The organism is Streptomyces violaceus (assembly GCF_036014075.1).
GTDB classification, from domain to species: Bacteria; Actinomycetota; Actinomycetes; order Streptomycetales; family Streptomycetaceae; genus Streptomyces; species Streptomyces violaceus.
This window is the reverse complement of record NZ_CP107911.1, coordinates 4,366,960-4,387,980: the sequence shown is the minus strand read 5'-3', so window position 1 is coordinate 4,387,980 and position 21,021 is coordinate 4,366,960. Positions and strand designations below refer to the sequence as shown.

Sequence of the window (21,021 nt, the reverse complement as noted above, 5' to 3'; positions counted from 1 at the left end):
GGCCGGGAGGATTGGTGGCAGAGTGCCGTCGACGTCCGTACAGGGAGTCACGTCCGCGATGAACAGGTACAGCAGGACAGCAGCTGTGGCGGGGGTTGTGGTCGCGGGGGTGCTCGCGGTTCCGGGGGCGCCCGCGGCCGCCGAGGGTGGCGGGCTGTGGGGTGCGGCGGTCATCGCGCCCGGGCGGGAGGGCATCGTCGAGGTCGCGGGCCACCCGGGGGCGGCGCCGGGTGCGGGTGCCACGCTGACGCTGACCGCGCCCCGCGGGACCCGGGTGACGGACACGCCGCTCGACGCGGCCGGCTACCGCGGCTCGGTCGCCGCCGACGGCCGCAGCGGGACATACACCGTCACCGGCGACGCGACCGGACTGTCCTGGCGGGGCCGTACGTTCCCGTTCGTGCTGGCGGTGCCCGTGGGTGCAGTGCCCGGCACACGGCTGCGGGACTGCGTGCTGCGGATCACCGACGCGCGCGGGGTGCGGCGGGCCACCGGCCGGTGTGCCGTCACCGTGGGCCTGGCCGGGCCGACGCTGACCCGTCCGCTGTCCGGCGTGCCGCTGCCCGCCCGTCCGGAGATCGCCGGTACGGCGCACCCGGGCGCCCGGGTCACCGTCCGTGACAAGGACGACCGCGAGGCCTGTGCGACCACCGCCGCCCGCGACGGCACCTGGACCTGCACCCCGGCCCCGGCCCTTCCGGCTGGCGCCAACCGCCTCCAGGCGGTCGCCACCCTCAACGGGGTGAGCGCCATGAGCGAGCAGATCGACATCGAGGTGACGGAATCCGGCGCCGGTCGGTAGCGCACGGCTCGGGCCACGTCCGCCGGAACTCGTCAGTAGCGCACGGCTCGGGCCGCCTCCGCCCGGATCTCGCCGGAGACGTCGTGCGTACCGCGGGCGGTGGCTGTGGCGGAGTGGCCTGCCTGCACGTTGCTCACCGTGACGATGACCGTGTCGACCAGCTTGTTCCCGGAGTCGGTGAAGTTGACCTGGACGGCGAAGGACCGGGCCGCGTCGGCGGTGTTGTCGACGGTGACCTCGGCCCGGGCCCGGCCGTCGGAGCCGACGGTGGGCGGGCCGACCTTCACGTCGCCCTTGACGTCGATGCCGTCCTGGATGTCGTCGAGCCGGCGTTCGGCCTCCGCCGTGGCCGACTCGACCGCCTCGGAGGCCCCCGAGGCGAGCGACCCGACCGCCGACTCCGCCTTGCTCGCGGTGTCCGCGGGGCTGTCGTCGCCGCCGCAGCCGGAGAGCGCGGCGGCCAGGGCAAGCGCCAGCGCCGCCCCGCCCGTCGCCCAGCGCGTCCGGTGGCGGGCAGCCATAGAGCCTCCCGAAGGGCCTCGCCTACCGCGTCACGTGCGTCACGTGCGTCCGAGGCCGCCGCCGCCGAAGGATCCGCTGGATCCGGGCGACCAACGGCGCGGATTCTGGTCCTTGCCCGTCCTGGTGCTCGCGTGATGGAGGTCGTGGGGCAGGATGCGGTCGCCGTCCTTCGTCGTGATCGGCATCTCGTCGGGCTCGCGCCTCTCGCGCATCTCGTGGACCGGCCCGCCTTCCGGGATGTGCGGCTGTTCGTCCAGGCCGGGGTGCTGGGTGTCCTTGTCCATGACCCGCATGCCGACCCGTACGGCCCAGATCAGCGCGCAGGCCACGATCAGCCCGCCCACGAAGGCGATGGTCACGGCGATCGCGTGATCCGACGACGCCGCCAGCAGTTCATACGTGGCCGTTTTCATACTCCGATTATCGCCGACGGATTGCCATAAAGCGCCCGGAATGTCCGACGGCGAGAACGGGGCAACCTCTGCCGCGCCGGCGACGACCTCACGGTGATACCCCGTCCCCCCACACGAGGGAGATCACCATGCGCAGACATCTCGCGCGACTGATCACCGTGCTCGCCGTCCTGGCGGCGGTCTTCGCGACGCCCGGCATGGCGAACGGCAAGGCGCAGGCCGCCGACGAGTGGAACCCGCCCGCGCACCTCGTCCAGCCCCTGAACGAGGTCTGGCGGCACGTCGAGACGACCTACCCGAACCTGTACGGCTTCCGGAACTACGGCTGGGACCAGGTCATGGCCAACCGGGGCAGCGTCAACTACTGCGTCCGCTGGGAGTCCGACGCCCCGGTCAGCGCCGCCCTGCGGGACCGGATCCACGCGGCGCTGAAGAAGCAGTTCGGCAAGTGGATGACGGCCATGACCGAGAACGGCAAGGGGCACAACGCCTGGCCGTACACCAACGTCCCGGTCAACATCGTCGGCTGGGCCGTCAAGAACCGCTCCACCCTCCAGTGGACCGACAACTCGGTCGACATCTACACCGGCAATCTAGACGGCGGCGGCGCCCCGCAGTGCGCTCCGGACTGCGGCCGCTTCTTCCACCAGGACGGCAACTACTCGAAGTGTCCGGGCGGCGCCGCCCGCCACTACGACCAGTCACTGTGGCTGACCAAGGGCTTCGGCGGCGGCGCGGGCGGCGACTGGGGCCAGCGCATGGGCCAGGAGTACTTCACCGGCGCCCTGAACCAGGAGAACATCCACATCTACCTGCACGAGGTCGGCCACACCTTCGGCCTCGACGACTTCTACGACTGGTCGCCGACCGGCCAGTGCTGCTTCCTGATGAAGGCGGGCAGCGCCGCGCAGATCACCGAGTTCGACAAGTGGATGGCGCGTGACTTCTGGCGCCATCTGAAGAACCGCTACGGCCTCTGACCGGCACCCGGTGGGCGGTGCGGGCGGTCCCTGCTCCCGCACCGTTCTGCGGCGTACGGTGGAGAGACCGGGGGTATGTCGCAACCACCGGTGGCTGCACGGTCTCCTGGCCACGTCCCCCCGTTCACAGCAGGAGCCCCGATGACGTCCGCCTCCTCGTCCCCGTCGCCGCTCCCCGCACCGCGGGAGGTCCGGCTGCGGCTCGCCGAGCCCACGCGCTTCGGCCGTACGGCACGCCGTATCGACGGGGCGTGGTGGCCCCGCTCGGACGACCTGGCGCGGGAGCTGACCGCACTGCTGGGCGTGCTGCCGCGCGCCTGGGGGCGCATCAGCAGCGTCCTGGTCAACGGCGACACCTGGCCGGACTGCCCGGAGCAGATGGTCATCGCCGGGCAGACGGTGCACGTCGGTCACACCGACTCGCCCACCGCCCCCCACACCGTCTGCCTGCTCGCGCCCGGCCGGGGCCGCTACGACCTGCTGGTGGTGCCGCCCGCGACGGCTCAGGCGGAGGCGGACCTGCTCATGGAGCGGGCCGTCACCCAGGGCGCGTGACGCCCGGCCCCGCCGCTCAGTGCTCGACCCGGCCCCGCCGCTCAGTGCGCGAGCAGCACCAGAGCGAGAGCGACCAGCGCCGGCACGGTCTGCACGAAGAGGATCTTCCGGCTGGCGGTGGCCGCGCCGTACACCCCCGCGACGGCCACGCACACCAGGAAGAACACCGAGACCTGGAAGCCCACCGGCTCGGACGCCACCGCGCCCCACAGCAGCCCGGCCGCGAGGAAGCCGTTGTAGAGACCCTGGTTGGCGGCCAGGGCCTTCGTCTCCACCGCGAACTCGGCGGTGGTGCCGAAGGCGGCGCGGGCGCGTGGAGTGGTCCACAGGAACATCTCCAGCACCAGGATGTAGGCGTGGAGGGCGGCGAGAGCCAGCACCGCGAGGGTGGCGAGGGTCGACATGCACGCATCATCCCAGGCACCATCCGGAGCCCCCGCCCGCCGTCCTTGCTCGCGTCCCCGCCCGCCGTCCCCGCCCGCCGTCCTCGCCCCGCCGTCCCCGCCCGCCGTCCTCGTTCGGGCCTCCCCGGGAGGCGGTGGGCGGTGCGGGGTGGCAGATTGCGGGCAGTGGAAGGCCGGTCCGGGCCGACGCGTCCCCGCGTGTGCCGCTCGGGAGCCCGGCCCGGCCTTCCCGCTCCGGGTGCTTGTACGACTTCAGCCGGTTGCAGGCCCCTCAACGCGACGAGCTCTACGGGGCGATGGCCTTGCGCAGGGTGTGCAGGCACAGCGTCATGGCGGAGTGCTTCGAGGCGCCGGCGGTGCGGGTGTGTGCCCAGGCCGAGTAGAGCAGGGACCAGACCAGGTTGCGGACCCACTCCTCGTCCAGCTCGGAGTCGATGCTGCCGTCCGTGTGGCCGCGCCGGACCGTGTGCAGGAAGTGCTGGTCGGCGGCGGTCTCCTCGTCCCAGCCGGACCAGGTCGCCAGCTGCGGGGTCTCGAACATCAGCGTGAGGCCGTCGCCGAGTTCGAAGTACTCCTGGCAGAGCCGCTCCAGGGCCTTGGCGGCCGGGCCGTCGTCTAGCCGGGCGCGGTCGGTCGCCGCCTCGACCTTCTCCAGGATGTTCGTGCCGATGGCCGGAGCTTGTGACAAGTCGGGGAGTTTTCTTGATGCATCACGATTCCGTTGTGCCGCGCCGTGCCGGATTCCGGCGCGGCGCGGCCGCGTTGACCCTGCTGGCGGTGACCGGCGGAACGGCTCTGACGGGGACCTCGGCCGCCGGTGCCGCCGTGCCCGCCGGGAAGGCGTGCGCGCCGGTGGAGGGCTTTTCCGGCTGCCGACTGTTCGTCCCGGCGGAGGGCGCGCAGGAGTTCAAGGTGCCGTCGGGTGTGACCCAGCTGAACGTGCGGGTCTGGGGTGAGGGCGGTACCGGCAACACCACGGTGAGCGGCGGTGCGGGCGGCTTCGTCGGCGGCACCCTGAAGGTCACGCCCGGCGAGGCGCTGAGCCTCGCCGTCGCCGGGCCGCGCTTCGGTGACGCCCTCGGCGGCAAGCCGGGCGGCTCCGGCGCCCACCGGGGCGGCAACAGCAGCGCCATCCGCACGAGCGGCGGCTCGCCGCTGGTCGTCGCCGGTGGCGGGGGCGGCGCCGGCGGCGACACGGCCCACGCCCAGGCGGGTGTCGCCCGCGGCGAGTCGGGCCAGGACGCCTCCGAGAAGGGCCGCGGCGGCAAGGGCGCCACCGGCGCCAAGGGCGGCGCGGGCACCGGCAACGGCGCCGCGGGCGCCGACCACGCCAAGGGCGGCGCCGGTGGTGCCGGCGGCACGGGCAGGTACGGCGGTGGCGGCGGCGGTGCCGGTTACGCGGGCGGCGGCGGTGGCACGGGCGCCGAGACCGGCTCCTCCACCGGCAACGACGGCACCACCGGCAGCGGTGGCGGCGGCTCCAGCTACGCCGAGCCGGCCCGGGTGGACGACGCCCGTCTCGTCATCGGCAAGGGCACCACGGCTCCGGAGAAGAACGATCCGTTCTGGGCTCTCTCCGGCGACCCGGTCAACTCCGGAGTGGCCGAGGGCGGCGCCAGCGCCCCCGGCGGCCCGGCCGCATCGTCCTCCAGTGGCAGGCGTCCCCCACGGTCGACCGGCTGACGCAGGTCTCCGGCACCGGCCAGACGACCCAGCCGGGCCACGACGTCGACCCGCTGGCCGTGGTGGCCCGGGACAAGGACGGCAAGCCGGTCGCCGGCACCGCGGTGACCTTCACGATCGAGGACCCGGACGGCCTCAAGCCGCTCTTCTACCTCACCGGCGGCCCGGACGACGACGAGACCGTCGTCTCGACCGACGCCCAGGGGCGTGCGCAGTCCCCGTGGATCGGGCTGGGCAGCAAGAAGGAGGGCGAGTTCACCGTCCGGGCGAAGACCCAGGGCGCGTCGACGGCCTTCACCGTGCGGGTCAAGGAGTCGCCCTACGTCGTGAGCGTCACCGGCGGCGACGAGCAGCAGGCCGAGCAGGGGCAGGACTTCGCCGAGGCGCTGCGCGCCATGGTGGTCAAGTCGGGCAAGACGGCGCCGGCCGGCACGGAGGTGGAGTTCCGGGTCGAGGACGGCAGCGAGGACGCTCCCCGCTTCGGCGGCGAGGACCAGGTCGTCCGCGTCAGGACCGACGCGGCGGGCAGGGCCGCGGCCCCGGACCTGACCGCCGGCGAGGGCACGGGCACGTACACCGTGGCCGCGTCGGTCGGTGACGCCATGACCCAGTTCGCGGTCGAGGTCGTCCCCGGCGACGGCTCGCACGAGCCCGGCCCCGGCGACGGATCCGGCTCGCCCTCCCCGAGCCCCACGACCGACCCGAGCCCCACGACCGACCCGAGCCCCACGACCGACCCGAGCCCCTCGGCCGAACCGAGCCCCTCGCCCAGCGCGAGCGAGTCCGGGACGACCGGCGGCAGCGGCACGACCACGGGCGGCGGCACGTCGACGAACCTCGACAGCGGCAGCCTCGCCTCGACCGGCGCGGGCGGCATCGGCCTCCTGCTCGCGGCGGCCGCGGCCCTGGCCACGGTCGGCTTCGCGGCGTTCCGCCTCGCCCCGCGTCTGAAGCTCCGTTCCCGCGACGGCGCCTGACCTCACGTCACCCCGACTGCCCGCCCCCGATCACCGGGTGCGGGCAGTCGCCGTTTCCACCGCGGACTTGAGGGTTGCCGAACGCCGGCCGCGAACCGCCGCGGGAGGGCGGCCACGGCGGCGGAAAAAGTCTCCGGGGCCCCTTCAACGAAACGATTGAAGTCATGGATACCCGAGTCATCGCATCCGCCCCCGGGACCCGACGCCGGTGGACGCTGGCGGCCGTGAGCGCGGCCCAGCTCCTCGTGGTCCTGGACGGGACCATCGTCAACATCGCACTGCCCTCCGCACAGAGCGCGCTCGGCATGTCCGACGGCAGTAGACAGTGGGTGATCACCGCGTACGCGCTCGCCTTCGGCGGGCTGCTGCTGATCGGCGGCAGAGTCAGCAGCGCCCTCGGCCACCGGCGCGCGTTCGTCATCGGCCTGGCCGGTTTCGCCGTCGCCTCCGCGCTCGGCGGGGCCGCCGGGAACCCGGAGACACTCTTCGCGGCCCGGGCCTTACAGGGCGTCTTCGCCGCCGTGCTCGCGCCCGCGGGGCTGTCGTTGCTGTCCACGACCTTCACCGAGCCAGGTGAACGCGGCCGGGCGTTCGGCGTGTTCGCCGCCGTCGGCGCCGCCGGATCGGCCCTCGGACTGATCGCGGGCGGGCTGCTGACCGAGTACGCCGGCTGGCGGTGGTGCCTGTACATCAACGTCCCGGTCGCGCTGCTCGCCGTGCTCGGTACGGCTCTCGTGCCGGCGGACCGCCCGGTCCGGGGCGAGGGACGGCTCGATGCCGCGGGCGCGCTGCTCAGCGCCGGGGGCTTCGCCGCCGTGGTGTACGCCTTCAACGAAGCCGAACCGCTGGGCTGGGGTTCGGCGAAGGTGCTCACGCTGCTGGCCGCCGGTGTCCTGCTGCTGGCCGCGTTCGCCGTGGTCGAGCTCCGCGCCCCTCACCCGCTGCTGCCGATGCCCGTGCTGCTGCACCGCGCCCGCGCGGGGGCGCTCCTGGCGATCACCCTGATGTTCGTCGCGATGTTCGGCTTCTACCTGTTCATGAGCTACTACACACAGACCGTCCTCGGCTATTCACCGGTCCAGGCGGGCCTGGTCCTGATCGTCAACGCCCTGGCCGCCCTGCTCGGCTCCACCCTCATCGCAGGGAAGCTGCACGGACGCGTCGCGCCCGCGCTGCTGATCGTGCCCGGTCTGGTCGCCGCGGCCGCCGGAGTGCTCGTCCTGACCGGCCTGACAGCGCGGAGTACGGACGTCCTGCCGCTGTACCTGACTCCCGCCCTGATCCTCACCGGGCTCGGTCTCGGCTGCGTCCTGCCCCCGACGGCCGGGCTGGCCACCGCGGACGTACCGCTGCGCGACATCGGAGCCGCGTCGGCCGCCTACAACGCCTCCCAGCAACTGGGAGCCGCACTGGGCACCGCGCTGCTCAACACCGTCGCGGCCAGTGCCACGGCGTCCTACGCGGCAGGAGCCGCTCGCACCAGCCCGGCCGAGGCATCCGTCCACGGCTACACCACGGCCCTCACCGTCGCCTTCGGCATCCTGCTGGCCGCCGCGTGCGTCGCGGGACCGCTGATCGCGAGCCACGCCGCACAAGGGAAAAGGGAGAACAGGAGGTGAGAGAGGGCGCGTTTTGCGGAACCTTTGCCCGGGGGTCGGGCGTTGATCCGGTGAGCGCGCGGGAGCGGGTTCGCGAGATGACTCCGACTAATACCGAGGTGACTCAATGGCAGTGTGGGACAAGCTCAAGGACCAGGCCAAGGCCTTCCAGCAGAACCAGAGCGGGAGCGGGCACGGCGCGACCGGCGGCCACGGCGCGACCGGCGGCCACGGCGCGACCGGCGGGCACGGCGCGACCGGCGGGCACAGCTCGGGTTCGCGGTCCGGCGGTGGCAGCAAGGCTCAGCTGGTCGGGCTGTTCAAGACGCAGCTCGGGTCGCTGAAGAACGAGCTGAAGAGCGGTGCGTACCGGGACGCGAGCATGGCGATGTGTGCCCTGGTCGCGGCGGCCGACGGGCAGGTGGATCCGTCCGAGCGGCAGCAGGTCGAGTCGATGATCCTGAGCAACGACGTGCTGCAGAACTTCCCGCCGGAGCAGCTGCGGCAGCGCTTCAACAAGCATGTGGACCAGCTGACGATGAACTTCCAGCACGGCAAGACCGAGGCGATGCAGGAGATCGCCAAGGCCGCCAAGAAGCCCACCGAGGCCAGGGCCGTGATCCAGACCGGCATGGTCATCGCCGGGGCCGACGGCCACTTCTCCCAGGCCGAGGCGACGGTCCTGCGCGAGGCCTGCGCGGCGCTGGGGGTGTCCCCCGCCGAGTTCCAGCTCTGACCGGCGACGGGCGGGGCGTTTCTTCGGGCCTCGCGGGGAGCGTGCGGCGCGTTCACGGCCGGGCCGGCGGCCGCGCCGATGAGCGTCGGTGTCCTGCCCGCCGTCGCCGGGCGGGCCGCCGCGCCGATGACGGCGTCGGTGCCCCGCCCGCCGTAGTGCGGGGGACGGCGTCGCGACCGGAGCGCGCCGGCAGCGGGCCGGCGGCGTTCTCGCGGCGGACGATCTAGTAACCACATCAGGTACTGATCGATGGGAGAGCGACAAAGGTCTTGGACAGACTGCCCACGCCGCTGCTCTTCTCGGCGCATGGACTCCCTTGCCGAATACACCAGCGCCGGCCCCCGGAACCGCAGACCGCGCCGGACCGCCGTACGGGCCGTCACCGCGGGAGCGGTGGTGCTGGCCGTCGCCGCGGGTGGGGCGTACGCGGCCGGTCTCGGCCCCTTCGCACGGGACACCGGGCCCGACCCCGCCGCCGGGAAACAGGCCCGCGCGTTCCTCGCGGACTGGGCGGCCGGCCGACTGCCGAACGCGGCCGCCCGTACGACCAGCCCCGGTGCGGCTGGGCGCGTGCTGGACAGCTTCACCGCCGGACTCGAGATCACGAAGCCCGCGCTCAAGGCCGAGGCCGCGACCGAGGCGGAGGACGGCACGGTCACCGTCCCGTTCACCGCCCGGATGCCCGTCACCGGCCTGGGCACCTGGACCTATGAGTCGAAGCTGCCGCTGCGTCAGCAGAGCGACGGCACCTGGAAGGTGGCCTGGAAGCTGTCCGTCGTCCACCCGCGCCTGAGCGGCACCGAGAAGTTCCGCCTCGAACGGGAGGAGACGAAGCCCCCCGAGGTCATCGACCGGCAGGGGACGGCCCTGTCCGGCGACGAACTCCCCTCCCTCACACCCCTCATGGCCCGCCTCGGCGGAAACGGCACGGACTCCGGCGCCCGCGGGGCGATCCACCTGGTCGACCGGGCCACCGGGGACGTCGAGCGCACGGAGGCCAGGTTCGGCGCGCGGACGGTCCGGGACAAGGGCCCCGTCCGCACGACCCTGCACGCCGGCTGGCAGTCCGCCGCCGAGCAGGCCCTCGCCACCCACGCCGAGGGCAAGAACGCCGCGCTCGTCGCCCTGCGCATCGACGACGGCGAGATCCTGGCCGTGGCGAACTCCCCGGCCTCCGGCTTCAACCGCGCCCTCTCCGGCACCTACGCGCCCGGCTCCACCTGGAAGATCGTCACCAGCAGCGCCCTGCTGCTCAAGGACGCCGTCAAGCCGGACGACGTCGTCGACTGCCCCCAGTACCTCACGGTGGGGAAGCGGTTCCAGAACGTGGAGCTCTCCGAACACCCGGGCGCCACCTTCCACAAGGACTTCACCGAGTCGTGCAACACCGCGTTCATCAGCCTGCGCGACCGGCTCTACGACGGGGAACTCAGGGATGTGGCCCGTAAGTACTTCGGCGTGGGCCAGGAATGGCACGTCGGGGCTCCCACGTACGACGGCTCGGTGCCGGCGCCGAAGGACGAGACGGAGAAGGCCGCCTCGATGATCGGGCAGGGCCGGGTGCAGGCCAATCCACTGCTCATGGCGTCCGTGACCGCGACGGCCGTGTCCGGCACCTTCCACCAGCCCTCACTCACCGAAGGCAACGAGGACAAGACCACCACGACCCCGCTCCCGAGGGGTGTCGTCACCCAGTTGCGCGCGATGCTGCGGGCCACCGTCACCGACGGCACCGCGAACGTCCTCGCCGATCTGCCCGGCGAGATCGGCGCCAAGACCGGCACCGCGGAGGTCTCCGACGCGCAGGACAACAACGGCTGGCTCGTCGCCCACCGCGGCAACGTCGCCGTGGCCTGCGTCGTCGAAGAGGGTGTCACCGGCGGTGGCTCCGCCGGCCCGATCGTCCACAGTCTGCTGGCCGCCGCGTCCGGCGACCCCGAGTGACAGGAGCACTCCGCATGTCCGTCGACGGGCCCCCTTCGTCGTCCCGCCGCGCCCTCCTGGCCGCCGCGGTCCTCCTCCCTCTCGCCGGCTGCGGCACGGACAGCGACCGGGACACCGGCCGGGCAGGCAGCACCTCCACGACCAGCCCGCCCGCCCCCGCGCCTCCCGTCCGTCGCGCCCGCCTGGCGGACCTGGAACGCGAGTACGGCGCCCGCGTCGGCGTCTACGCCCTGGCGACCGGCACCGGCGCCACGGTGATCCACCGCGCCGACGAGCGCTTCGCCTTCTGCTCGACCTTCAAGGCACTGGCCGCGGCGGCGGTCCTGCACCACAGCTCCCTCCGTGGCCTGGACCGGCGCGTCACCTACACACGGGCCGACCTCAAGTCCACCGCGCCGATCACCGGGAAGCACGTAGCGACCGGCATGACCCTTCGCCAACTCTGCGACGCCGCCGTCCGGTACAGCGACGGCACGGCCGGGAACCTGCTGATGCGCGACCTCGGCGGCCCGGCGAAGCTCACCGCCTATCTGCGCGAACTCGGTGACAAGGTCAGCCGCATGGACCACTACGAGCCGGAACTGCACGACGTACGGCCCGACGACCCCAGCGACACCACCACCCCCCGGGCGATCGCCACCGACTTCCGCGAGCTGCTCCTGGGCACCGCCCTGCCCGCCGGGGAACGCGCCCTGCTCACGGACTGGCTCTCGCGCAACGCCACCGCCGTCGGCGCCCGGCGCATCCGGGCCGGGCTCCCCAAGGGCTGGGAGGTGGCCGACAAGACCGGTACGGGCAACTACGGCAGAGCCAACGACATCGCCGTCGTCCGGCCGCCCCGCACCGGTCCGCTGGTCCTGGCCGTCATGACCGACCGGCCCGGCTACGAGGCCGAGCCCTCCAACGCCCTGATCGCCGAAGCCACCGCACGGGCCATCACCGCCCTGGGGCTCTAGCGGACCTTCCCCACCAGGGAGCTATAACGGGGCCATGATCTATCACGTCGTACCGCTCACCGTCTGGAACACCGCCCCCGGCCGGACGTACGCGCCCGACTCCCTCGCCGAGGAGGGCTTCGTGCACTGCTCCCCGGACGAGCCGACCACGCTGGCCGTCGTCAACGCCTTCTACCGGGACGCGCCCAGGCCCCTGCTGGTACTCGCCCTCGACGAGGCGCGCCTCACCGCGCGGGTGGTGTTCGAGGCGGCGGCCCCCGCCCCGCCGCCCGGGGTGGCCGGGGACGTCCTGTTCCCGCACGTGTTCGGCCCGCTCGACCGGGACGCCGTGGAGCACGTCCTCGAGGTGCGGTGGGACGCGGAGGGCCGGGCGGCGGGGCTGAGCCGGCGGGGCTGAGCCGGCGGGACTGAGTGCGACTGGATGACCGGGTGAACGAGTGCGCCTGGATGGCCGGGTGATCGAGTACGACAGGATGATCGGGTGAACGAAAAGGATTCCCCCGCCGCCGCTCCTCTCCCCGTCCCGGCCTCCGCTCTGCGCCCGGTCCGGGGCCCGGCCCGCCTCGCCGTCGTCGCTCTCGCCCTCGCCGGAGCCGCCTGGGCGGCCCGGGCGGTCTGGCACATCCGGCTCGCCGTGGCCGGCCAGCCGGCGTCCGGCCCGCCCGACCAGGGCGACGGCGTACACCGCCCCCTGAACGCCCTGGAAAACTCCTACCACCTGGTCGACTCCGCGGGCGGCGCCGTCACGGCGGTCTGCGCGCTCGTGTTCCTGCTCTGGCTGGACCGCGTACGGGACAACGCCCGGGCCCTCTCGGGCACGGAGCCGCGCTACCAGTACCTCTGGCTCTTCCTGGGCTGGATCGTGCCCGTCGTGAACCTGTGGATACCCCGGGGCATGGTCGCGGATGTCCACCGGTCGGTCTTCCCCGACCGGCGGCTGCCCGCCGTCGTGAACTGGTGGTGGGGCCTGTGGCTGGCCGGCCTGGCCGGCGGAGTCGGCCTGATCTACGCCGACTCCACCGACGAGGTCATCGTCCGCGCCTACACCGGCGTCTGGCCCCTGCTCGCCGCGGACCTGGTGATCGTGGCCGCCGCCGGGACCGCCGCCCTCATGGTCCGCACACTCACCACGGCGCAGCAGGAGCGCATCGACGAGGTCGCGCGGACCGACTCCTAGTCCCCGGTGGCCGGATCGGCCGGCCGCGGCCGCGATGCCCTCAGTGGAGTGGATCCGGTAGGCGGTGGCGGGCACGCCGAGGACGGCGACGTGAGGTCGCGCTCACGTCGCCGTCCGCACCGCGGAGTCAGAGGAAGCAGTGCGCAATGCCGGTGCGTGCCATGCGGCGAGGCAGGCTACTGGTCGCCGCCCGACCGGCTGCCGCCGAACGTCACCACGAGCCGCCCGTCCGAGGCGAAGGACCAGCGCAGGGCACCGGCGTAGGAGGAGCAGCGGGAGCCGTTCGAGCCGGACCAGAACTGGTTCGAGCTGTCGGAGTTGCCGATGATCCGGTCGTTCGATCCGCTGTCGCAGGAGGTGTTGCCCCGGTACACCGATGTGCTGCCCGAGTCGAAGTTGAAGTTGCGCTGCTCGTTGCCGACGCTGACGTTGTCCGAGATCTGCATCGCGCCGGTGTTGCTGTTGTAGGTGAAGCCGTGCTTGCCGTTCTCGTGGGCGATGCTGCGCCGGACGATGTGGTTGACGCCGATGTCGTCGCCGCCGAGCTTGTAGCCGTTGCGGTCGCCGTTGCCGGCCTGGGAGCCGTCGCTGAGGGTGCCGTTGCCGTAGGCGAGGGAGTCCTCGATGGTCACGGCGCCGATGGGGCCGGTGTCCGTCTTGGTGTAGAGGTCGTAGCCGTCGTCGATGTTGTTGTGGGCCACGGTGTAGCGGAAGACGTTGCCGGGGCCGACGGTGAGCTTCGGGGCGAAGCCGTCGGCGTCCTCGCCGTCGGAGTCGACGTTGTCGTGCGACTCCGCGCTCAGGATGAGGTTGTTGGACGGCCACTGGTCCTTGGGCGTGCTGGAGAGCGTCCGCGAGAGCTGCAGTCCCGAGTCACGGTTGAAGCGGGTCACCGTGCGCTCGATGACGTTGTTGCTGCCGCTGAGGAAGATGCCGTTGTCACCGGCCCGTTCGACGACGAGGCCCTTGACGTGCCAGTACGACGCGTTGACGGCGAGGCCGCGGTTGGCCGGGTCCTCGCTCTGGGCGGAGAAGTTGAGCACGGGGGTCTCGCCCGGATAGGCGAACAGTTCCGTGCGGTCGCCGGACGTACCGTTGCGGCCCGCCGGGACGGTGACGGTCTGGGAGTAGCGGTAGGTCCCGCCGCGCAGGTAGATCGTCCCGCCGGCGGAGACGCGGCTGATCGCCGAGGTGAGTGTCGTGGGGTTCGACTCGGTACCGGCCGCGCCGTCGGTGCCGTTGGGCGACACGTACAGCGCCGGGCCCGTGGGCTGCGGGTCGCTGCCGCTCGTCTCGACGTCCAGGTAGTCGATGTTGGGCAGGCCGGCGGAGGTGGTCGGGCTGAGCCGGACGGTGTTGCTGCCCGAGCGCAACGGCACGGTGAGCGTCTTGGTCGCCCAGGTGCTCCACGCGCCGGTGCCCTCGAAGGAGGCCGTGGTGGCCGTCGCGCCGTTGACCACGATGTTCGCGGCGCGTGCGGTGGTCGTGCCGTTGGCGAAGCGGACCTTCAGCGTCGCCGTGCCGGCGGCGGACGCGTTCACGGTGAACTGCGTGTGGCCGCCGGTCCCGTTGTCACCGTTGCAGAATCCGCTGCCGGAGAATCCGGCCCAGTCCGAGTCGATGGTGCCCGTGCAGACCGCAGGTGAGGCCTCGGCCTCGTACCTGGTGGAGGCCGCCTGTGCCGGGTTGCCCGACATCGCGACGAGGGAGCCGGCCAGGAGGCCGACGGACGCGATCACTGGTCTCAGATGCATCGTTCGTCTCCAGGGGTGGTGACGTTGGATGTTCGGGTGTATGAACAGGAGCGGGAGAGTAAGCGCTTTCTGGGCAAGGTAGGAGCCCGCCGTGAACACGTCAATAGTCTGGTAGATGGATGCTGTTCATAAATGTGATCTCTTAACTTCGGCGGCTACCGTCCGGTGAGCCCGCTCGCATCGTCCTGGGTGGGTGGAAGGGGCGAACCGCATGGTGGGTGACGCGATGAGCGAACTGGCGGTCGGGTACCTGCCGGAGCTGACCCCCGGTCGGCTGCTGGAGTCGTGGCAGCCGGACGTGCCCGTGCTGTTGCTGGTCGGGGTGCTGGGCGGGCTGTACGGCTGGGGTGTCGTGCGGGTGCGCGGGCGGGGCGGGTCCTGGTCGCTCCCGCGGCTCGCCGCCTTCGTGTTCCTTGGGCTGGGTGCGATCGTCGCGTCCACGATGTCCGGGCTGGCCGTCTACGACCATGAGCTGTTCTGGCCGGCCGCCGTGCAGAACGCCGGGCTCGACCTGCTCGCGCCGCTGGGTCTCGCCCTCGGCGACCCGCTGCGGCTCGCGGTCGAGGCGCTGCCGGAGGGCGGTGCGGGCCGGGTGCGGCGGGTCCTGACCGGACGGCTGGTGCGGGCGCTGACGTTCCCCCTCGTCAGCACGGTCCTGGTGCTGACCACGGAACTGACCGTCTACTTCACCCCGTACTTCGCCACCGCGCTGCGCGTGGGCTGGCTGCACGAGCTGATGTATCTACAGCTGCTGGCGGCCGGCTGCCTGTTCGTCCTGCCGGTGCTCACCCGCGAACAGGCCCTGCCCGCCTGGTGCACCCACCCCGTCCGGGCGGCGCTGGTCTTCCTGGACGGTGTCGTCGACGCGCTCCCGGGGCTGGTGGTCATGACGCACGGCACCCTGATCGCGGGCGCGTGGTACCTGCACCACACGCCGCCCTGGTCCCCCGACGTCCACCACGACCAGCAGATCGGCGGCGGCGCCATGCTGGGCATCGCCGAACTGGTCACTGTCCCCTTCCTGCTGGCGATCCTCGCCCAGTGGGTCCGCGCGGAGCGCGTCCGGACGGTCGTACTGGACCGCCGCCTCGCCGGCGAACCCCCCGTTCCGGGTACGTCTTCCGGACTGGTCCGGCCCTGGTGGGAGACCGAGGAGAGCGAGGTGGCGGCGCGGGTACGGCGGCAGGGGCGGGCCGACTGACGTGGGTCACCGGCTGTCGACGGCCGACCTTTGGTCCGTGCTCGGCCGGGCCGACGGGGTGCGGGGCGCGGCAGTCGGGCGTGGGGTGGCACGCAGGTCGTCCGTGCGCGGGCTGGTCGTGTCAGGGGCCGGGGCGTCGGTTGCGGAGGACGGCTTGGAGGACGGCGCGGAGGACGGCTTGGAGGACGGCGCGGAGGGGGAAGGGGAGGGAGAGGAGGGCGGGGTGGGAAGGGGCGTGGTCGCGGGGGGCGGGGCCATCGGGACCGTCGGGGAGGCCGGGCGGTCCGGGGCCGTGAAGCGCAGGGGGAGTGCGATCAGGGCCGCCACGGCACAGCACACGCCGGCTCCGGCCGCAGTGCGCAGGAGGCGCCGGCGGGTCGCCCTGCGGCGGACCGCCTCGTACTGGCCGGGCGGTGCGCCCAGGTAGTCGGGGGAGGAGGGACGCAGGATCACGGCGAGGGGGTCGTCGGGGCCGGACTCCGGGTCGCCCGGGACGTCGTCAAGGCGTGTGGTCAAGGCTTCTCCTCAGGTGGACGCGGAGCAGTTCCCGGGCCGCGTGCAGGTCGGCCTTGACGGTTCCTTCCTTGCGCCCGGTCAGTACGGACACCTCCCGGATCGGCATGTCAGCGTAGTAGTGGAGGAGGATCGGCACGCGGAGTCGCTCCGGGAGCGACTGGACGAGCAGGCGCACCGAGGGGTCGGCCTGCTCGGGGTGGGGCCGTACGGCGGCTTCCGAGGTGACGCGGTGCATGGCCCGGCGTTCGCGCTCCAGTTTGCGCCAGTGGTCCCGGACGAGGTTGGCCGCGGTGACGTAGAGGAAGCCGCGGGGCTCCTCCACCGACGTCCAGCGGGCCCAGAGCCGGGTGAAGGCCTCCGAGGCGATCTCGTGGGCCGTCCCGTCGTCGTCGACGAGCCGGCGGCACCAGCCGGCGAGGCGCGGGTAGAGGGCGGCGAACAGTTCGGACGCGGCCTTCTCGCGGGACCGTTTCAACGCTCTCCAGGGGTCGGGGACTCGGCGTCGCTCATCGCGGCGAAGACGATCACGTTGTCCGCGTATCCGTCGCCGGTACGCGCTCCGCCGCACGTGATCAGCCGCAGCTCCGGGCGGTCCACGTCCCCGTAGACGTCGTCCGCCGGGAAGTCGGTTTTCGGGGTGGTCCGTACGGCCGTGACGGCGAACTCCGCCGCCGTGCCGTTCTCCAGGCGCGCCACGATCCGGTCGCCCCGGCGCAGCCGGTCGAGATGACGGAAGACGCCGTCGCCGTACGTCCCGACCGTGACATGACCGAGGATCACCGACGGACCGGTCCGGCCGGGAGCCGGCGAGTGCCGGTACCAGCCGGCCCGGTCGTCCGCCGTGACCGGCGGCACCTCCACCGTGCCGTCCGGTGCCAGGCCCAGCCGGATGACCGGCGTGTCGACGCCGATGGCCGGGACGAGCAGCCGGACCGGAGCGGAACGGGCCAGGGGACGCGCCCCCTTGGCCGGAACCGACCGAGGCTTCGGCTGCCGTTCGGTGGTCCCGGGGCTCCCGCACGCCGTCAGCAGGGACGCCAGGGCCGCGGTCGTGAACGCGCGCCTGGAGAACGCGGTCATGCCCCGGTCGCCCGGCGGCGGCGTACGACGAAGACCGTCCCGCCGCCCAGCGCGAACGCCGCGGCGGCGCCCGCGCCGATCGCCGTGCCGTCGCTCCCGGAGGACGAGGACGCCGGGGTCACACCGGTGTCGGGCGCGCCGCTGGGCCGGACGGAGACCTGGCCGTCGCCCGGCGCCCGGGTCGGCTCGGGCTTCGGGGCGGTGCGGGTGCTGTCCGTCGCGGCCGGTGCCCGGGTCGGTTCGGCACTGGCCTCCGGCTGGGGGGTGCTCGCCGGGGTGGCCGACGGGACCGGGCTCGGGGTCTTGCCCCCGTCGGCGAACGCGGGCCCGGTGCCCAGCAGTACGGCGGTGCCCGCGAGGGCAAGGGCGCTCAGGACGGTTCGGCGCATGGAATCGCTCTCCTTCGTCGGTCCCGCGCGATGGTCGGTCGGCGGGGTGGGTGACGGGTCGTGCGGAGAGACGAGGCGGGCGCGGGGCAGGTTGTAAAGAGATGGCAAAGTCCTCGGAGGGCGGGTGTGGTGCCGCCCCGTCCGTCGACGCCGGGGGCCGGTCCGGCGCACGATGGCGTGACGGCAGGTTCCCCCGCGCGGAACGCGCAGGACCCCGGAAGGGATGGCCCGTTGACCTCCTCACCCGTCCTCCCCACCGTCCCCCGCACCGCCGACGTCGTGATCATCGGCGGCGGTGTGATGGGCACGAGCATCGCCTTCCACCTGGCCGAGGCCGGGGTGCGGAACATCGTCGTCGTGGAACGCGGCGAGTTCGGCTGCGGCAGCTCGGGCAAACCGATCGGCGGCGTACGGGCGCACTTCTCCGACCCGCTCAACATCGAACTGGGCGACCGGAGTCTGCGCGCCTTCCGGGACTTCCCGGACCGCCCCGGCGCCGACATCCGCCTCGACACCGTCGGCTACCTCTTCCTGCTCACCACCGAGCGGCAGGCCGCCGACTTCGAGGCCGCCGTCCGGCTGCAGAACTCCCTCGGCGTCCCCAGCCGCATGACCGGCCCCGAGGAGGCCCGCCGCCTGTGTCCCTACGTCAGCACCGACGGACTGGTGGCCGCCGCCCACTCGCCCGCCGACGGCCACGCCCGGCCCGCACTGGTCGTCCAGGGCTACGCGCGCGCGGCCGCCCGGGCGGGGGTCGTCCTCGCGACCCACACCACTGTCACCGGCCTCGACACCGTCGGCGACCGGGTCACGGCCGTCCACACCGACCGCGGACGCATCGACTGCGCCGCGGTCGTCTGCGCAGCCGGCGCCTGGTCGGCACGGATCGGCGACCTGGCCGGCGTCCCCCTCCCGGTGCGGCCGGTCCGCCGCCAACTGGCCTTCACCGTCCCGCTCGTACCCCCCGCCCCGCGTATCCCCTTCACCATCGACTTCTCCTCCTCGGCGTACTTCCACAACAGCGACGACGGCCTTCTGTTCGGCCTGGCCGACCCCGCCGAGCCGGAGGGCTTCGACACCACCTGGACCCCCGAGTGGCTGGAGCTCTTCCGCGAGGTCGTACGCCACCGTGCCCCCGCCCTCGCCGGCATGGAGACGGCGGGCGGCTGGGCCGGGCTCTACGAGGTCACTCCCGACCACAACGCCCTCATCGGCCGCTCGGACGAGGTCGTCAACTTCCTCTACGCCACCGGGTTCTCGGGCCATGGTTTCCTCCAGGCCCCGGCGGTGGGGGAGATCGTCCGCGACCTGTACCTGGACCGGGCCCCCTGTGTCGACGTCGGCCCGCTCAGTGCCGACCGCTTCCGGGCGGGGGCGGAGTTCCGGCCCGAGTCGCATGTCGTCTGAGCCTCCGGATGGGCGTCGACCGGCGTCGACCGGCGCCGTCCGGCGCCGGCGGTGCTACGTCTCGCCGGTGTTCGTGGACGGCTCAGGGCCGGTGCAGCAGCCCTCGTTCCATCGCCACCACCACCGCCCTCGTCCGGTCGTTGACGTCGAGCTTGGCGAACAGCCGCAGCAGATGGGTCTTCACCGTGGCCTCGGCGATGACGAGGCGGCGGCCGATCTCGGCGTTGGTCAGCCCGTCCGCGACCGCGTTCAGGACGTCCGCCTCGCGGGCCGTGAGCGGGATCTGGGCGGGCTGGCGCATGCGGGCGACGAGACGTTCGGCGACCCGGGGCGCGAGCACCGTCTCGCCGCGCGCCGCCGCGTGGATCGCGTCGGCCAGCTGCTCACGGGTGGTGTCCTTCAGCAGGTAGCCGATCGCCCCGGCCTCCACCGCGCGCTCGATCTCCGCGTCCGTGTCGTACGTCGTCAGGATCAGCACCCGGGTGCGGGGGAAGCGCCTCACGATCTCGGCCGTGGTCGCCACCCCGTCCAGTACGGGCATCCGCAGGTCGACCAGGGCGACATCCGGTGCGTGGCGCTCGACGAGGCCGAGGGCCGCGCGGCCGTCGTCCGCCTCGCCGACGATCTCGATGCCGGACTCGGAGGCGAGCAGGGCCACCACTCCGGCCCGCATGACGGTGTGGTCGTCGACCACGATGATCCGGAGCAGTTCGTCGGTCATGCGGAGGCCTCTCTCGCTTCGGCCGTCAGGGGGATCAGCGCCAGCACCCGCGTCCCGTCCCCCACCGAACTCGTCACCGTCAGCCTCCCGCCCAGTTCCGCCAGCCGTTTGCGCATGCCGTCCAGGCCGAAGCCCGACGACTCCGCCACCACGAACCCGGTCCCGTCATCGGTGATCTCGAGCTCCACGCCGTCCGGCTGCCGGGCCAGGACCACGCCGACCGTGGAGGCGCCGGCGTGCTTGCGTACGTTGGCCAACGACTCCTGGGTGCAGCGCAGCAGCGCGATCCGGGTCTGCTGGTCGCACTCCAGGTCCGCCAGCTCCGCGTCGACGGTGAGGCCGGTGTCCTCGGCGAAACGGTCCAGGGTGCGGCGCAGGGTCTGGGCCACCGAACCCGCTGCCGCCTGGCCGGCGCGCTGGGGCGAGCCGACCAGTTCCCGCGCCTCGGCGAGGTTCTCCCGCGCGGTGGACTCGATCGAGCGCAACTGCTGGGCGCTGCGGGCCGGTTCGGAGTCGAGCCCGGCCCGGGCCGCCTCGGCGAGCACGATGATCGAGGCGAAGCCCTGGGCGAGGGTGTCGTGGATCTCCCGCGCCAGCCGCTCCCGCTCGTCCGCCGCGCCCTGCCGCTGATGCGCCTCGGACAACCGGGCCTGGGTCTCCTCCAGTTCGGTGATGAGCCGGGCCCGCTCGGCGCTCTGCCCGACCACCGAGTGCGCCCACAGCCCGATCAGCACCCCCACGCCGACGACGAGCACCGTGGAGACGAGCGTCTCGGTGAAGAACTCCACCGTCCAGCCGTCCTCCCGCAGCACGCTGCCGGCCAGGGTCGCGGCCGTGGCGAGCCCCAGGAACACCACGGAGGCCCTCGGCGTCCGCCCGAACAGCCAGTAGTGCGGCAGCGTCACCATGAACAGCGCCGCGTAGTTGCTCCGCAGATACGCCAGCCCGCCCAGCGCGACCACCAGCACCGACAGATACACCTGCGGCCGTACGACGGGGTTGGCCGGGAAGCGGTACAGGACCGCGTAGGACACCATCACCCCACCCAGCAGGACCAGCGCCACGTACTTGCTCCCGCCGGGCCGGTCGATGGCGACCAGACCGACGGCCATCACGGTGAAGAGCAGCCAGCACACCGCGTTCCAGCGGCGCAGCGACGTGGTCCAGAAGGCGTCGGCGGTGGAGCCGGCGGATGCGGTCATGCCG

24 protein-coding genes are annotated in these 21,021 nt (G+C 72.9%); 13 read left to right on the top strand and 11 right to left on the bottom strand.

The annotated features are described in order from the left end of the window. Positions 1 to 58: 58 nt before the first annotated feature. Positions 59 to 802 carry an Ig-like domain-containing protein gene (locus tag OG542_RS19700; RefSeq protein WP_328412623.1) on the top strand — a complete coding sequence of 248 codons (744 nt, stop codon included), beginning with the start codon at positions 59 to 61 and terminating at the stop codon, positions 800 to 802. Positions 803 to 834: 32 nt separating this feature from the next. On the opposite strand, the gene OG542_RS19695 is transcribed toward OG542_RS19700, so the two are convergent. Both OG542_RS19695 and OG542_RS19690 read right to left on the bottom strand, forming a co-directional pair. After that, the gene (locus OG542_RS19695; RefSeq protein ID WP_328412621.1) at positions 835 to 1,323 is read right to left on the bottom strand and encodes a hypothetical protein; all 489 of its coding nucleotides are present in this window, start codon (positions 1,321 to 1,323) and stop codon (positions 835 to 837) included. A 39-nt stretch (positions 1,324 to 1,362) separates the two neighbouring features. Further along, the gene (locus OG542_RS19690; protein ID WP_311126748.1) at positions 1,363 to 1,737 is read right to left on the bottom strand and encodes a DUF6479 family protein; all 375 of its coding nucleotides are present in this window, start codon (positions 1,735 to 1,737) and stop codon (positions 1,363 to 1,365) included. Between the two features lie 128 nt (positions 1,738 to 1,865). On the opposite strand from OG542_RS19690, the gene OG542_RS19685 reads away from it, so the two are divergent. Then, positions 1,866 to 2,717 (top strand): hypothetical protein, encoded by an 852-nt coding sequence (locus OG542_RS19685; RefSeq protein ID WP_328412618.1) that lies wholly within the window; start codon positions 1,866 to 1,868, stop codon positions 2,715 to 2,717. A gap of 141 nt (positions 2,718 to 2,858) precedes the next feature. After that, entirely contained in the window at positions 2,859 to 3,272 is a 414-nt protein-coding gene (locus OG542_RS19680) for a DUF5994 family protein (RefSeq protein WP_328412616.1), read from the top strand. 41 nt (positions 3,273 to 3,313) lie between these two features. Here the strand turns inward: OG542_RS19680 and OG542_RS19675 are convergent, their stop codons facing one another. Beyond that, positions 3,314 to 3,676, bottom strand: a complete 363-nt coding sequence (locus OG542_RS19675) for a DUF1304 domain-containing protein (RefSeq protein WP_328412614.1) — start codon at positions 3,674 to 3,676, stop codon at positions 3,314 to 3,316. 286 nt (positions 3,677 to 3,962) lie between these two features. After that, positions 3,963 to 4,364, bottom strand: a complete 402-nt coding sequence (locus OG542_RS19670; RefSeq protein ID WP_328412612.1) for a hypothetical protein — start codon at positions 4,362 to 4,364, stop codon at positions 3,963 to 3,965. Positions 4,365 to 4,381: 17 nt separating this feature from the next. Here OG542_RS19670 and OG542_RS19665 point away from each other — a divergent pair, with 17 nt between their 5' ends. The 8 genes from OG542_RS19665 to OG542_RS19630 all read left to right on the top strand — a co-directional run bounded on the left by OG542_RS19665 (position 4,382) and on the right by OG542_RS19630 (position 12,747). After that, positions 4,382 to 5,359: a hypothetical protein gene (locus OG542_RS19665; protein WP_328412610.1), complete on the top strand. Its 978-nt coding sequence runs from the start codon at positions 4,382 to 4,384 to the stop codon at positions 5,357 to 5,359. Positions 5,360 to 5,418: 59 nt separating this feature from the next. Continuing rightward, positions 5,419 to 6,336, top strand: a complete 918-nt coding sequence (locus OG542_RS19660) for an Ig-like domain-containing protein (protein WP_328412608.1) — start codon at positions 5,419 to 5,421, stop codon at positions 6,334 to 6,336. A 164-nt stretch (positions 6,337 to 6,500) separates the two neighbouring features. Next, entirely contained in the window at positions 6,501 to 7,955 is a 1,455-nt protein-coding gene (locus OG542_RS19655) for an MFS transporter (protein ID WP_328412606.1), read from the top strand. Positions 7,956 to 8,061: 106 nt separating this feature from the next. Beyond that, positions 8,062 to 8,670: a tellurite resistance TerB family protein gene (locus OG542_RS19650; RefSeq protein WP_328412604.1), complete on the top strand. Its 609-nt coding sequence runs from the start codon at positions 8,062 to 8,064 to the stop codon at positions 8,668 to 8,670. A gap of 306 nt (positions 8,671 to 8,976) precedes the next feature. Further along, complete coding sequence (locus tag OG542_RS19645; RefSeq protein ID WP_328412602.1) at positions 8,977 to 10,614, top strand: penicillin-binding transpeptidase domain-containing protein; 1,638 nt, start codon at positions 8,977 to 8,979, stop codon at positions 10,612 to 10,614. Positions 10,615 to 10,628: 14 nt separating this feature from the next. Beyond that, entirely contained in the window at positions 10,629 to 11,570 is a 942-nt protein-coding gene (bla, locus tag OG542_RS19640) for a class A beta-lactamase (protein WP_328412601.1), read from the top strand. A 34-nt stretch (positions 11,571 to 11,604) separates the two neighbouring features. Further along, positions 11,605 to 11,967 carry a DUF952 domain-containing protein gene (locus OG542_RS19635; RefSeq protein WP_328412599.1) on the top strand — a complete coding sequence of 121 codons (363 nt, stop codon included), beginning with the start codon at positions 11,605 to 11,607 and terminating at the stop codon, positions 11,965 to 11,967. Between the two features lie 84 nt (positions 11,968 to 12,051). Continuing rightward, on the top strand, positions 12,052 to 12,747 hold the full coding sequence (locus OG542_RS19630) for a DUF4328 domain-containing protein (protein WP_328412597.1): 696 nt from the start codon (positions 12,052 to 12,054) through the stop codon (positions 12,745 to 12,747). A gap of 176 nt (positions 12,748 to 12,923) precedes the next feature. Here the strand turns inward: OG542_RS19630 and OG542_RS19625 are convergent, their stop codons facing one another. Further along, positions 12,924 to 14,501 carry a carbohydrate-binding protein gene (locus tag OG542_RS19625; RefSeq protein ID WP_328412595.1) on the bottom strand — a complete coding sequence of 526 codons (1,578 nt, stop codon included), beginning with the start codon at positions 14,499 to 14,501 and terminating at the stop codon, positions 12,924 to 12,926. 211 nt (positions 14,502 to 14,712) lie between these two features. Here OG542_RS19625 and OG542_RS19620 point away from each other — a divergent pair, with 211 nt between their 5' ends. Then, positions 14,713 to 15,702, top strand: a complete 990-nt coding sequence (locus OG542_RS19620) for a cytochrome c oxidase assembly protein (protein ID WP_328412593.1) — start codon at positions 14,713 to 14,715, stop codon at positions 15,700 to 15,702. 6 nt (positions 15,703 to 15,708) lie between these two features. On the opposite strand, the gene OG542_RS19615 is transcribed toward OG542_RS19620, so the two are convergent. From OG542_RS19615 to OG542_RS19600, 4 genes are read right to left on the bottom strand one after another with little or no spacing between them, the layout of a single operon-like run. Further along, positions 15,709 to 16,218, bottom strand: a complete 510-nt coding sequence (locus OG542_RS19615; protein ID WP_328412591.1) for a hypothetical protein — start codon at positions 16,216 to 16,218, stop codon at positions 15,709 to 15,711. Then, complete coding sequence (locus OG542_RS19610) at positions 16,202 to 16,693, bottom strand: RNA polymerase sigma factor (protein WP_184594146.1); 492 nt, start codon at positions 16,691 to 16,693, stop codon at positions 16,202 to 16,204. Before OG542_RS19610 ends, OG542_RS19615 begins: the two co-directional genes overlap by 17 nt. Continuing rightward, positions 16,690 to 17,298, bottom strand: a complete 609-nt coding sequence (locus OG542_RS19605) for a class F sortase (protein ID WP_328412589.1) — start codon at positions 17,296 to 17,298, stop codon at positions 16,690 to 16,692. Before OG542_RS19605 ends, OG542_RS19610 begins: the two co-directional genes overlap by 4 nt. Beyond that, the gene (locus OG542_RS19600; RefSeq protein WP_311126766.1) at positions 17,295 to 17,687 is read right to left on the bottom strand and encodes a sortase-dependent protein; all 393 of its coding nucleotides are present in this window, start codon (positions 17,685 to 17,687) and stop codon (positions 17,295 to 17,297) included. The genes OG542_RS19605 and OG542_RS19600 overlap by 4 nt, the downstream gene beginning before the upstream one ends. A gap of 231 nt (positions 17,688 to 17,918) precedes the next feature. Between OG542_RS19600 and OG542_RS19595 the strand changes: the two genes are divergently transcribed. Next, entirely contained in the window at positions 17,919 to 19,094 is a 1,176-nt protein-coding gene (locus OG542_RS19595) for an NAD(P)/FAD-dependent oxidoreductase (RefSeq protein ID WP_328412586.1), read from the top strand. 82 nt (positions 19,095 to 19,176) lie between these two features. Here OG542_RS19595 and OG542_RS19590 read toward each other — a convergent pair whose 3' ends face one another. Together OG542_RS19590 and OG542_RS19585 are read right to left on the bottom strand one after the other, a co-directional pair. Then, a complete protein-coding gene (locus OG542_RS19590; RefSeq protein ID WP_328412584.1) occupies positions 19,177 to 19,815 on the bottom strand; it encodes a response regulator transcription factor in 639 nt (212 codons plus the stop codon). Then, entirely contained in the window at positions 19,812 to 21,017 is a 1,206-nt protein-coding gene (locus tag OG542_RS19585; protein ID WP_328412582.1) for a sensor histidine kinase, read from the bottom strand. Before OG542_RS19585 ends, OG542_RS19590 begins: the two co-directional genes overlap by 4 nt. Positions 21,018 to 21,021: the final 4 nt, after the last annotated feature.